Origin of the sequence: uncultured Cetobacterium sp. (assembly GCF_947038635.1) — a bacterium.
Lineage (GTDB): Bacteria > Fusobacteriota > Fusobacteriia > Fusobacteriales > Fusobacteriaceae > Cetobacterium_A.
Map to the genome: position 1 here is coordinate 1 of NZ_CAMQXC010000057.1, position 13061 is coordinate 13061.

Consider the following 13061-nt stretch of genomic DNA (forward strand, 5'->3'; position numbering starts at 1 on the left):
TTGGATTTGTAACATTTACAAAAGGGGATGGGTTTATGACAATAAGTATTAATACAAAACATTTAAGACTGTTTAAGTTACTAGAGTTTACTCAGGGTGAAAATCTAGAATTCTGTGAGCTTTTTTTAGATATGAATAGAGCAAATATCTGTTCTTATTTAAAAGAAATACAAAAGATAGTCCCTAATAGAAAAAGCTCTACAAAAACAGATGATATAATAAAGATAGTTTTAAGTCAAAAAAGTTGTTTTTTCAATCTAAAAAAAGAACAAAACATTTCGAAGGAAGATAGGATTTTTTTTCTTACACTTCATCTACTTTTAAAAAGTTCTTTAAATCTTCAACTTTTATCTAATACTCTTGGAGTTTCTAGAAGAACACTGAATGATGATCTTTTAGTTGTCAAAAATAATATTGAAATCTATTCTTTAGATATTATGAGTATTCCAGGAAAAGGTATTTTTTTAGAAGGGGATTTTATAGATATAAAGCGTGCTCTATGTACATATATATATAAATATTTAGTTGAAGAAAACTATCTCCCCAATCTTTTTTCTCAATCTTTTTCTCATATTTTTCATAATTCTGAAATAGACGATATTTTACAAAAGCAAATAGAACAATTTATAACTATTGCCAATTGTGATTCTTTTTTTTACAATAGAGAACTTTTAAAAAGTTTCTATATAAGCTTCAAATTCTTAGATGATGATACAACTTTTGAAAATCAAATAAAAAATAATCTTAATACTTTAGATGATTTTAAAATATACTTTGAAAATATTTTTAATCCTAAATCATTAAATAGTATTTTTAATTTTTTTCAAAACTCTCTTTTAGGAGAAATCTCATTTGAAGATATTCGCTTTCTAATAAATATTTTAAAAATCTGTAAAGGACTTTTCCCAGAGGAAACGGTTTTTATTAAGGATCACTTTATTGTATTTAAAAAAATTTTAAAAAACAATTTAAACTTGGATTTAAAAAGAGACCTGTTTATAGATAGATTCTTATCTAGAACTTCCTTTTGCAGTAAGCAAAAACACTACTTACCTATTTTTGAAATGTCTTTTTTGAATCTAAATTTAGATAGTTTAACAGTGGAAAAATGTATAAAGCTTTTTAAAGAATTACGAAAGGTTTATTGGAATATCTCTTTTACAGATGTAGTGTCGTTGTATCTTTATGTTAACTCTACAAATAAAAAAGAGGACGAAAAAAAATTAGTTATAGTATACAGTTCAATTCCAAAGTATCTTTTAGAGCAACTAAAAGATAAAATTGAAGTTGATAACAATATAACTATAACTAACTTTATAAATGTAAATCTATTTAATGATTTTATTAAACTTAATAATATTCAATGTGTTGGAGTTTTTGAAGGTGTTCTTAAAAACTCTCTTGGTAATTTAGAAGTTAAGTATCTTACACTTCCAATTTAATTACTTTTTATATATATAATAGGGATCTCTTCAAGAGTCCCTTTTTTTATATTTATCAGAGGATAACTTTTACTCTCCTCTTTCACTTGAGTGGTATTTTTTAAAAGCTTTGAAATATCTCTATTCCTTTTTACAAGAATTTTTATTTTTTCACTGTTCTCATAAAAATCTTTTAAAATAACCTCTACTCCAATTAATCCACTATTTAATCTTCTATTTATATTTTCAAAACCAATACCTCGCCCTCTTAGCTCTAAAAGATAACTTAAACTTCCCTGTATACCATAAAAATTTCTAGCTGTATTTAAAGATGAAGTTGCTTCATATAAAACTAAAGGTTTTCCATTTCTAGGTTTCATAAAAGGATTGTAGTAGTAGTCAAACGACATACTATTTTTTTCTAATCCCGCCTTTACTTTTCCCAAAGTATCTGTAGAATAATTTTTTAACTCTTGAGGATAGTTTATATTTGTTGTATTTAGTCCTAAAATATCATAATAAGGAAGTGCTCCATCTTTTAAAATTCCTGAGTATGATTTTTCATCAGCAATATACTCATGTATATCTATAAAAACTTCAGGTTGAATCTTATCATATACTTCCCTTATTATATTAGCTTCAATTGTTTGTAACTCCACATGATCATCATTTATATCGAGTTTTCTACTAGAGGTTCTAGTAAAATTTTTAGCTCCATCTGGATTAACTCTTGGCATTATCACTATATCTATTTTTTCTAAAAGATAATTTAAATCACCATGAGTTATTCGTTTTACAGTTCCTAAAAGAACATCACATCCCATAGGTTCGTCACCATGTTGTTGTGCTATTAATAAAGCTCTAGGTTTATCTTTTTTTTCTTTTGAAAACATAATAATTGGCAGATAGTTCCCTTTAACTGTAGGTCCTAATAAATCAACTGTTGTATTTTTATTTGTTGTATGTATAGCTCCTAAATAATCTAACATCTCTTTTTGAGTTGTAAACTCAGATCTATTTTTCAAAGTAGCTGGTGTTTTAACCATAGGAGTGGTATCTGGAAAAAAACTTTTTATAGATGCTGGCTCTTTATAACTCTTTCCAGGAAAAGCTATTATTGAGGTAATAGATATAAAAAAAATACATACACTTTGTAGAACCACAGTCTTTTTCATAAAAACCTCCATTTTTAAATGTCTATTTTTATTAATCTACCGTACTGTGCCATTAAATCCTCTATTAACTTTTCTTTATCTATGCTTTCACTATTTTTCTCTATAACTTTTAAAAGTGTTTTTAAACTTATCACTCTATTCTTCTCATTTTCCATATATGTTCTGATCTCTTTAGCTATATGAAAAATCTCATTTTCAGTTAGTTTTTCAGGAAGATATTTTTCATCTTTAGAGTAGCTTTCTACTAAACTAAAAAACTCATCTCTCTCTCCAAACTCTTTTATACTAAAATTATTTCTTAATCTATATATAGCTGGGATTAAATAACCTAAAAGTTTTGAATGTAGCTCTTTATAATCTAATGAAGCACTAAAAGTTTTTTCTAGTAACGTCGTTAATCCAAGCAGATATTTTTCAACACTCTCTTTTAACTCCTCTATATTTTCAGTCACTCCACCACTAATAAAATACTCTGTTATATGAACTAACTCATAACTTAGATCAGTATCTAAATATTTTCCTAAACTATCTTTTGCAATTTCATAGTGAGAGGTATTAACTAAAAACTCATAATTAGCTTTTCTATTTATAATATGTCCCTCTTTCACTCTTTCTAAAGAAACATATAGAAATATTTTCATAAGTTTTACAAAGTCCTCTTTGAACTCCACTGAAAATTTTCGTCCAATATCTAGAATAACTGTTTCTAACTCTTTTAACATCTCATCATCTATATTTTGAAAAATATAGTTTAAATCTAAAGGGGTTATCTCTAAGTTGCAATACTCTAAATACTTTAAAGCTTTTAAGTGTCTTAATTTTTTCTCATTTCCAACAATAGAAAATCTATTTTTTTCAGATTCTAACTTTAAACTATATCTTTTCAAGTTTTCATTTAAAAACTCTATATCTTTTTTCAGAGTAGCCCTTGTTATCTCTAACTTTTCCTCTATAAAACTAAGTCTCACATCTTTTACAAAAAGAAAGGTCATAAGTATAAACTCTGCCCTTTCCTCCTGCTCCAATGTATAGTAACTTTTATAAACCTCTTTATAAAATCTATCTAACTCACTCTCACTCAAATGAATTAGCAATTTTTTTCTATCTTTTTCTATCCATTTATCCAATATTTTTTTTAGATAAAAATTTAGATTATCAATTATATATCTTAGATTTCTCTCACTTGTTTCCATTTGAAAAAGAATCTCATCCACTGTTTTTCCAGCATTTACTAGCTTTAAAACTTCTAACTCTTTTCTTTTTAAACTCATATCATCACCTAAGATATTATAACTTTCTTATCTCACTTTTTCAATAGCTCTTTTAATACCTTCAACTGCTATCTTTACTTTTGAAAGTGGACATCCCACATTTAAACGAATTCTATCTTTGTCACCATAAGCCTCTCCAGACATAATAGCCACTTTTCCATCCTCAATAAGTGATTTTTTAAATCTTTCCATATCTATATTACAATCTTTCAGATCTATCCACATAAGATATGTTCCCTCAGGTATTAAAGCTCTAACTCCATGAAATCCGTTTAACTCTTTCTCTACATATTCACAGTTTTTAGTTAAATAACTATTTAACTCATCCACCCAGTATCCACAACTATTATATGCAACCATTGTTGATAATACTCCAAAAATTGTTGGAGATGATAGTGAGTCTACCTCCTTTAAGTGAGTCACAAACTTTTCTCTAATATCATCTTGAGGTATTATTGCATATGAACCTCCAAAAGCTGGTGTATTAAAAGTTTTTGATGCTGAACTTACAATTAAACATCTTTTCGTATCTATTTTTAATACTGGAGTTACCTCTCTTCTAGCTATATCCATGTGAATATCATCTGAAATTAGAATAACATCATACTTTTCACATAAATCTATTAGCTTTTTTAACTCCTCATATTTCCAAACCTTTCCAACTGGATTTTCAGGATTACAAAGTAAAAATGCTTTTACTCCACTTTTAAATCCATCCTCTATCACTGCAAAATCTGTATGAAACTCTCCGTTCTCATCCTCTTTTAAAGTTACTTCAAAAAGGTCATAAGGTTTTAAAATTTTTGTGAACCCATCGTATCTTGGAGTGTGAGTCATAACTTTTCCATTTTTTCCAATTAACTCCTCTAATAGCATAGAGATACTATAGATTACATTTGGTGAATACACTACCCAATCACTATCTATCTCTGTAGCATATCTATTTTTATACCAGTTTTTTATAGCACCTTTATAATCTTCATGATTCCAACGTGAGTATCCAAAAATTCCATGAGCTGTTCTTTCAATCACTGCATCTAAAATCTCTTGAGGACATTTGAAATCTGTATCAGATATAGAAAATGGAGTTAAATCCTTTGTTCCAGGTCCAAATCTATCCTCTATATAATCCCACTGAGTACAGTAGGTTCCTTTTCTATTTATAATCTCATCAAAATTCATATATCCTCCTAATATTTACCTATATAAAAGGGGGGATTATTTCCCCCCGAATTTTATTACATTAACTTTTGTAACTGTTTCTTTAATACTTGAACTTTTGGTCCAATTATAACCTGTACATTTGTATCATTTAGTTTTACAACATTTACTGCTCCAGCTGCTTTAACAGCTTCAACATCTATTTTATTTGCATCTTTAACTACAAGTCTAAGTCTTGTTATACAGTTATCTAAACTTACAATGTTCTCTTTTCCACCTAAAGCTTCTAACATAACTTTAGCTGTATATCCAGCAATATCCCCACTATCAACAGCTTCTTGTGCTTGAACTGAGTTGTCTCTTCCTGGAGTTGGAATATCATACTTTAAAATATACCACTTAAACACGAAGTAGTAAATTAAAAACCATACAATTCCCACAGGGATTACGTAGAACCACTTTGTCCAGAATCCTTGGAACACTCCAAATACTAAGAAATCTATTATGTTTCCATCAGTATTTCCAATAACTACTTTTAAAAGTCCCATTACCATAAATCCAAGTCCAGTCATAATTGCGTGGAACACATAAAGAACTGGTGCGATAAATAGGAATATAAACTCTATTGGTTCAGTTATTCCACCAACTGCTGATGCTACAACTGCTGATATTAAAAGTCCCTTGATCTTTTTTCTATTCTCTAAGTATGCTGATTTATATATTGCTAATGCTGCTCCTGCAAGTCCAAACATAAATGTTGGCATCTTACCCTGAGATAAGAACTTTGTTACTTCTGGAGATACAAATTGTCCACCTTGAGCAAACTGGTTATAGAATATATTTAGTGCTCCGTGAATTGTTTCTCCTGCCTGAGTTACATAAGTTCCTCCAGCTTCAGTAAATCTAATTGTTGCAACTAAGATATGGTGAAGTCCAAATGGAAGAAGTAATCTCTCTCCAGCTCCAAACAGAAATGGTCCAAATGGTCCAGCTCCACTAATTGCTGCTCCAACTTTATTTATTCCAGCTGCAAAGAAAGGCCATACCATTGGTACTGCAAGTCCTACAACTGACATTATTAAAACTGTTGCTATCGCTACAAATCTTGTTCCTCCAAAGAAAGAAAAAGCATCTGGTAACTCAATATTTTGAAACTTTTCATGAATAAAGAAAACTATAATTCCACAAATTAAAGCTCCTAAAGCACCTGTATCGATACTTTGGATTCCCATTACCATCTTTGTATCTACAACTTTTAAAAGTCCTGTTTCATTTAAGTAGAAATTTGTTCCAAGCTGCATTGCAATATAACCCATAAGTCCTGCAAATGCTGCTATCTCTTTGTTCTCTCTTGCCATTCCCAATGGAATTGCCACAGCAAACATAAGTGGTAAAAATGAAAAGGCAACTAAACTTATCTTTATCATAAAGTTAAATATACCTTGTAAGAAACTATTTCCTAAAAATGGAAACATCTCTATTGTTGTTCCACCTGTAAAGGCAGCTCCGATTCCAAGTAAAATTCCCATTGCTGCAAGTAAAGCTACTGGCAACATAAATGTCTTCCCTAAGCTTTGGAAAAACTCCCATGCACTTATTCTATTTTTGGTAGTCATTTGACACTCTCCCCTTAAAACTTTTTTTATATACCAAATTGTACATATAAAAACATTTTTGTTCAATTCATAATCTTTTTCATAATTTTTTGAAAGAAATTAATAGTTTTAGTTTTGAAAATTACTTTTCATTATACCATATTAGAAAAAAATATTTGATTTATTGTATAATTCAATGTACAATTGTACATATTAAAGTGAAATATTTAACAAAAAAGGAGTACTAGATTTATGGAATCGAAAAAATTAAACTGGCGTATGCTAGCCATGATGGGATTCACAATTGTTTGGGGATTTGGTAACGTTGTTAACAACTACGCAAATCAAGGTTTAACAGTTGTAGTTTCTTGGGTATTAATTCTTTCTCTTTACTTTTTACCATATGCACTTATGGTAGGAGAGATGGGATCTGTGTTTGATCACAAAGCTGGAGGAGTTTCAAGTTGGGTAGGATCAACTTATGGACCTATGATAGCTTATCTTGCTGGTTGGACATATTGGGTTGTTCACATCCCTTATTTAGCACAAAAACCTCAAAGTGCATTAGTTGCTTTAAGTTGGGTTTTCTTCCAAAATGGAGATATGATAAAAACTTTTAACCCTTTAGCTTTACAGAGTATCGTTTTAGGAATCTTCCTACTTTTCCTTTGGTTATCATCTAAAGGTATGAACTCTTTAAAAAGAATAGGAGCTCTTGCTGGAACATCTATGTTCTTCATGGGTATTTTATATATTTTACTAACAGTTGCTGCACCATCTCTTATGAGCATCAATCCTGCTACAACTGATTGGTCACTATCGACATTTATGCCTAAGTTTGACTTTACATACTTTACTACTATATCTATGTTAGTATTTGCTGTTGGTGGATGCGAGAAAATCTCTCCATACGTTAAAGACGTTGAAAATCCTCATACAAACTTCCCTAAAGGGATGTTAGCACTTGCTGCTATGGTTGGTATGTCAGCTCTACTTGGTTCATTTGCAATGGGAATCATGTTTAACAGTGGAAATATTCCTGCTGACTTAAAAATGAATGGTCAATACTACGCATTTAAACTTTTAGGTGAATACTACGGTGTTGGAAACGCACTTATGGTTTTATATGCTGTAGCTAATACTCTATCACAAATATCAGCACTTATGTTCTCTATTGATGCTCCACTTAAAATATTAATTGGAGAAGGGGATAAGAACTTTATACCAGCTGCATTTACTAAGACAAATGAAAATGGAGCACCTATCAATGGATATAAACTGACTGCTGTACTTGTTGGAATCCTAATTATAATTCCAGCACTTGGTATTGGAGATATGAACAATCTTTATAACTGGCTTCTTGATTTAAACTCAATTGTTATGCCACTTAGATACTTATGGGTATTCTTAGCATACATTGGACTTAGAGGATTAATTAAGAATAAAGCTTTAAGTGATAGTTCAGGGTTTAAGTTTGTTAAAAATGATAAGATTGCAACAGCTATCGGAATCTGGTGTTTTGCATTTACAGCATTTGCATGTTTAATGGGTATCTTCCCTAAAAACATTGAAACATTTAGTTCTGAGTGGTTCTTCCAAATTACTCTTAACATTTTAACACCAATTGTTCTAGTTGGACTTGGACTTATCTTCCCTAAAATAGCTAGAAAAACAAATAAATAGATTTAACATAGAAAACACAGAGGTTTTGTAAAGACCTTTGTGTTTTTTATTTTCTTGTATATAAAATAACATTTCTTTTACTTCATTTTAATTTTCATTTAACACAATTAGTCTATAATTATTTTAACAAATATTTATACAACTTTTTAAGGGGAGGATTTTTAAAAGTGAATACCATTAAACTTTTAGCACTTTTTACAACTTTAACAACTTCAATTTTTTCAGCAGATTTTAACTATTTAGGTACTAAACAACCATATAACGTTAAAGAGATTTCCACTGCTCCTACACCTAATGGATATAAACCATTCTTTGTGAACCATTTAGGAAGACACGGTTCTAGACACCTTTCTTCTCCTAAATATGATGTTTCTCTATATGAGTTACTATCTATTGCAGAAAAAGAAAAAGCTATTACTCCTGAAGGATTAAAATTAAAAAACTCTATAGCACAACTTATGGAGATTGAAAAAGGAAACTATGGACTTTTAACTGATGTTGGTGTTAAAGAGCAAAAAGAGATTGCTAAAAGATTTTATGAGAATAATAAAGATATTTTTGGAAAAGATGTTATAGCTTCATCAACTTATGTTGAAAGAGCTCAGCAAAGTAGAGATGCTTTTTTAGAAGAACTTGGAGAGTACACTCCAAATATAAATTTTAAAGTTTCTACAAATAGTAAAAAAGATATACTTTTAAGATTTTTTGATCTCTCTCCAGAATATGAGGAGTTCTCTGAAAATGGTAATTGGAAAAAAGAGTTAAATACATACTCTAAAAGTAAAAACTTTAACAACGAAGTTTTAAATCAACTTTTCTCTAAAGAGTTTATTAAAAAATTAGAAAATGGTGAGTTTAAATTAAAAGATAGTAAAGGCAAAGTTGTTTTAAAAAATCCAACTGATGCTGTTAGAAATCTTTATGATCTATATATTATCCAAGCTAGTATTGGAAAAAATTTAGGCTTTGGAGATTTTTTTAGTGAAGAGCAATTAAAGTGGTATGAAGAGGTTGACAATTTAAGTGATTTTTATGAAAAAGGACCTGGGAAAAACGGAGAGGATATTGCTACAAATATCGCTTTACCTCTTTTAGAAAATTTTATAGTTACAAGTGATGAAGCTATAAAAAATCAAAATATCTCAGCTAACTTAAGATTTGCCCATGCTGAAACTACTATTCCATTTATAACTTTACTAGATATCAATGGCTACTCAGCAAAAGAGGACAATATGGAAAAAGTTTATGAGAAATGGTTAGGAAGAGATATATCTGGTATGTCTACTAATATTCAGTGGATATTCTATAAAAATGATAAAAATGATGTTTTAGTTAAAATTTTGCACAATGAAAAGGATGCTGAGCTACCAATAGCAACTACTATGAAACCATATTATAAATGGGATGATGTTAAGAACTTCTACACTAGTAAATTAAAATAAAAATTTGGGAGGGTATAGATTTGAAAATTTTAAATAGATTGTTTACATTAGGATTACTTGGTACTGGACTTTTTATAACGGGGTGTGGAAAAGAGGAGGTAAAAGAGAAAAAACTTGTTATCGCCTTTGGAATTGATGAAGATTTAGAATCTAAAGTTGTAGCAAAAGATAAGTTTTTAAAAGATTTAGAAAATGCTGTTGGAATGAAAGTTGAATGGTTTGAACCATCATCTGATATGGCTTTAACAGAATCTTTAAAAGCTAAAAAAAATAGAACAGATTTAGCTTACACAGGAGCTATGCCATATTTTATGGCTGCTACTAAAACTCAAATTGAACCACTAATCTCTTTTGCTAAAGATGGAAAGTTGGAAAACTGGGGGAAGTTTTCATATTTTTTAACTAGACCTGATACAAATATAAATGAGTTCAGTGAAAAAGATTTAATAAATCTAAAAAGCCCCTATACTTTTGCTTATACAAAACAATCTTCAGGCTCTACATATCTGTGGCCTGTAAATGACCTGATTACAAGTGGAATAATTAAGGATTCTAATGATTTCACTATTAAGTTTAAACCTTACGAAACTGGTTCTACAACAAATACTGTGAGAGCACTTTTAGATAAAGATGCTGATATTGGAGTTATCTCATCTAACTCATATGTAAAAAATAAAAAGTTTTTCACTGAGGACAATCATAAAATTATATATAAAAGTTCTGTTATACCAGATAATCTTTGGTTAGTACAAGAGAGTATGCCACAAGATTTAAAAGAGAAGTTAGAAAACTTTTTCTTAAACTATAACGATGCTTTCTTTATGGAAAATTTTTATGGTAAGAAAAATGGTGAACAACACATTAAAGTTACAAAGGACAACTTCAAAATAATTGGACAGGTTATGAAAAATCTTAATTTAACAGAGATAAAAGAGGATTAATTTAAGGGGGTATATATGAACACTATTATAACTATAAAAGATGGAGTTAAAAGTTATAACAACAGCTTTTTAGCTCTAAACAACATAAATTTAACTATTAAAAAAAGGGAGTTTGTAGCTATAATCGGTTCTTCTGGAGCTGGTAAATCCACACTTCTAAGATCTATTAATGCAATGAACCCTCTTAGTAGTGGAAGCGTTATATTTAATGGTGAAGATATTTGTAAAGTTTCTGGTGGAAAGCTAAGAAAAGTGAGAAGAGAGATTGGAATGATTTTTCAACACTACAATCTTATTGAAAGACTCTCTGTAGTTCAAAATGTACTTCACGGAAGACTTGGATATATGTCTGACTTTAAAGGATTCTTTGAACTATATTCAGAAAATGATAAAACAAAGGTTCTAAATATTCTTAAAAGATTAGGACTTGAAGAGCATTGTTACAAAAAAGCCTCTGAGTTAAGTGGAGGACAAAAGCAAAGAGTTGGTATCTCTAGAGCTCTTGCACAAAATCCAAAATTGATTTTAGCTGATGAGCCCATTGCAAGTTTAGATCCAAAATCCTCTGAAATTGTAATGGAAACTTTGAAAAATATCTGTCTTGAAGATGATATAACTTGTATTGTAAATCTTCATCAAGTTGAATTTGCTAAAAACTATGCCACTAGAATTATTGGAATGAAAAATGGAGTTATAGTCTTTGACAACACTCCTGAAAATCTAACAGAGGAGATTATCAATGAAATATACGGTAAAAATGTTTAATAAAAATGATATCTTTACTTTAGGAGTTATCTCTATAATCTATCTTTTAATAGCATATAGATTGGATTTTTCTTTTTTATCTTTTCTAATTGAACTTCCATCTGCTGTTGCTTTTATAAGTGAAGAGATGCTTCCAGTAAACTGGAAAAGTTATAATAACTATATGACACCCCTACTTGATACATTTTGTGTAGCTATAGTTTCATTAGTTTTTTCCTCTGCTATCTCTTTTTTCTTAGGTTTTCTGTGCTCAGAAAAAACTATGCACTTTAAACTAGTTAGAGATTTAGTTAAAAGCTTTGCTACAGTTTTAAGAAATATTCCAAATATAATCTGGGCCCTTATGTTTGTTCCTGCCTTTGGTGTGGGAATTACAACTGGAATAATAGCTTTAACTGTTGGAAACATTGGAGATATGACTCGTTTTTATTATGAAACTATCGATGAAGTTGATTTAGAGCTACTTACCTCTTTAAAATCTACAGGGATGTCTCATCTTCAAGTTATAAGATTTGGTGCTATCCCACAAGCTATTCCTGGATTTATCTCTTGGACTATCTACTCTTTAGAGAGTAACATCCGTTCCTCTGCTGTTATAGGATTAGTTGGTGCTGGAGGAATTGGTATGTATATAAGTAACAATTTAAGTTTAATGAAATACAATACTGCAGCTATGGGAATTCTTTTAATTGTAGTTTGTGCTATTGTAACTGAAATTATCTCTAATATTTTAAGAAAGAGGATTATTTAAATGAATAAAAACTATTTTGGAAAAATTAAAATAAAAGATCACAAAAATGATAAGTTTTTAAATAAAATTATGCTAGGAATCTCTATTTTATTCGTTCTATCTTTTTTTAAACTAAACTTAGATTTTGGAAGAGTTATAAGGGGATTAAATAGACTGGGAAATATTCTTTTAGAGTTTGGAAAACCAGACACCTCTGTTTTCAAATTTGTTTTAATCGCTGTTTGGGAATCTTTTGAAATAGCTTTTATGGCAACTTTAGTGGGAGTTATATTCTCTGTTCCATTAGCTTTTTTAACAGCATCTAATACAGCTCCTTGGAAACCACTATCTTTAGCTATAAAATCATATATATCTTTTATTAGAGCCGTTCCATCTCTAATATGGGCGGTTATATTTGTATCATCTGTTGGTCTTGGACCTTTTTCTGGAATTCTAGGACTTTCTGTTCACACAGTAGCATATCTTACTAAAGCATACTTTCAATCTATTGAAGATTTAGGAGAGGAAAGTATTTTAGCCATTAAAGCTACTGGAGCATCTTGGTTAAATATTATGAAAGCTGCAATACTTCCAAATATAAAAAGGGTTATTACTGGATGGACTGCACTGAGATTTGAATCTAATATGGCACAATCATCTATTATAGGAGTTGTTGGTGCTGGGGGAATAGGTTACATAATCTCTAAATTTATAAAATCTTATGATTTCAACGCTGCTGGAACTGCTTTAATTGTTCTAATGATTATATCAGTTTCTGTAGAGCGTTTAGGTTCACTACTAAAAACTTATACAGAGAGAGGTTAAAAATGAAAACTATTTTTTTAGGAACAGGATCTGCTAATGGACTTCCTGATGC

At 29.8% G+C, this 13061-nt stretch carries 11 protein-coding genes; 7 read left to right on the forward strand and 4 right to left on the reverse strand.

Features of this window, described 5'->3' with window-relative positions; all coding sequences use genetic code 11:
• The coding region (locus tag Q0V08_RS06805) for a hypothetical protein (protein ID WP_297433266.1) at window positions 1–1442 on the forward strand (1442 nt) is incomplete at its 5' end.
• On the opposite strand, the gene Q0V08_RS06810 is transcribed toward Q0V08_RS06805, so the two are convergent.
• The 4 genes from Q0V08_RS06810 to malX are packed head-to-tail and all read right to left on the reverse strand — an operon-like array spanning window position 1439 to window position 6644.
• Window positions 1439–2596, reverse strand: coding sequence for a M14 family zinc carboxypeptidase (locus tag Q0V08_RS06810; RefSeq protein ID WP_297433267.1), 1158 nt, complete (start codon window positions 2594–2596; stop codon window positions 1439–1441). The genes Q0V08_RS06805 and Q0V08_RS06810 overlap by 4 nt on opposite strands.
• 14 nt (window positions 2597–2610) lie before the next feature.
• On the reverse strand, window positions 2611–3867 hold the full coding sequence (locus Q0V08_RS06815) for a helix-turn-helix domain-containing protein (protein ID WP_297433269.1): 1257 nt from the start codon (window positions 3865–3867) through the stop codon (window positions 2611–2613).
• Window positions 3868–3894: 27 nt separating this feature from the next.
• Window positions 3895–5049: an aminotransferase class I/II-fold pyridoxal phosphate-dependent enzyme gene (locus Q0V08_RS06820; RefSeq protein WP_297433271.1), complete on the reverse strand. Its 1155-nt coding sequence runs from the start codon at window positions 5047–5049 to the stop codon at window positions 3895–3897.
• Between the two features lie 56 nt (window positions 5050–5105).
• Window positions 5106–6644 (reverse strand): maltose/glucose-specific PTS transporter subunit IIBC, encoded by a 1539-nt coding sequence (gene malX, locus Q0V08_RS06825; RefSeq protein WP_297433272.1) that lies wholly within the window; start codon window positions 6642–6644, stop codon window positions 5106–5108.
• A gap of 231 nt (window positions 6645–6875) precedes the next feature.
• On the opposite strand from malX, the gene Q0V08_RS06830 reads away from it, so the two are divergent.
• The 6 genes from Q0V08_RS06830 to phnE (Q0V08_RS06855) all read left to right on the forward strand — a co-directional run bounded on the left by Q0V08_RS06830 (window position 6876) and on the right by phnE (Q0V08_RS06855) (window position 13009).
• A complete protein-coding gene (locus Q0V08_RS06830; RefSeq protein ID WP_297433274.1) occupies window positions 6876–8306 on the forward strand; it encodes an amino acid permease in 1431 nt (476 codons plus the stop codon).
• 167 nt (window positions 8307–8473) lie between these two features.
• Entirely contained in the window at window positions 8474–9748 is a 1275-nt protein-coding gene (locus Q0V08_RS06835; RefSeq protein ID WP_297433276.1) for a histidine-type phosphatase, read from the forward strand.
• 20 nt (window positions 9749–9768) lie between these two features.
• A complete protein-coding gene (locus Q0V08_RS06840; protein WP_297433278.1) occupies window positions 9769–10689 on the forward strand; it encodes a PhnD/SsuA/transferrin family substrate-binding protein in 921 nt (306 codons plus the stop codon).
• Window positions 10690–10704: 15 nt separating this feature from the next.
• Window positions 10705–11454 (forward strand): phosphonate ABC transporter ATP-binding protein, encoded by a 750-nt coding sequence (phnC, locus tag Q0V08_RS06845; RefSeq protein WP_297433280.1) that lies wholly within the window; start codon window positions 10705–10707, stop codon window positions 11452–11454.
• Window positions 11429–12205: a phosphonate ABC transporter, permease protein PhnE gene (gene phnE, locus Q0V08_RS06850; RefSeq protein WP_297433282.1), complete on the forward strand. Its 777-nt coding sequence runs from the start codon at window positions 11429–11431 to the stop codon at window positions 12203–12205. The genes phnC and phnE (Q0V08_RS06850) overlap by 26 nt, the downstream gene beginning before the upstream one ends.
• Complete coding sequence (gene phnE, locus Q0V08_RS06855) at window positions 12206–13009, forward strand: phosphonate ABC transporter, permease protein PhnE (protein WP_297433284.1); 804 nt, start codon at window positions 12206–12208, stop codon at window positions 13007–13009.
• Window positions 13010–13061 lie beyond the last annotated feature (52 nt).

Bases quoted from the DNA above. Each gene is read 5' to 3' on its own strand.
- phnE (WP_297433282.1), top strand. From the start codon at position 11,429: ATGAAATATACGGTAAAAATGTTTAATAAAAATGATATCTTTACTTTA.
- Q0V08_RS06830 (WP_297433274.1), top strand. From the start codon at position 6,876: ATGGAATCGAAAAAATTAAACTGGCGTATGCTAGCCATGATGGGATTC.
- malX (WP_297433272.1), bottom strand. From the start codon at position 6,644: ATGACTACCAAAAATAGAATAAGTGCATGGGAGTTTTTCCAAAGCTTA.
- phnC (WP_297433280.1), top strand. From the start codon at position 10,705: ATGAACACTATTATAACTATAAAAGATGGAGTTAAAAGTTATAACAAC.
- Q0V08_RS06815 (WP_297433269.1), bottom strand. From the start codon at position 3,867: ATGAGTTTAAAAAGAAAAGAGTTAGAAGTTTTAAAGCTAGTAAATGCT.
- Q0V08_RS06820 (WP_297433271.1), bottom strand. From the start codon at position 5,049: ATGAATTTTGATGAGATTATAAATAGAAAAGGAACCTACTGTACTCAG.
- phnE (WP_297433284.1), top strand. From the start codon at position 12,206: ATGAATAAAAACTATTTTGGAAAAATTAAAATAAAAGATCACAAAAAT.
- Q0V08_RS06810 (WP_297433267.1), bottom strand. From the start codon at position 2,596: ATGAAAAAGACTGTGGTTCTACAAAGTGTATGTATTTTTTTTATATCT.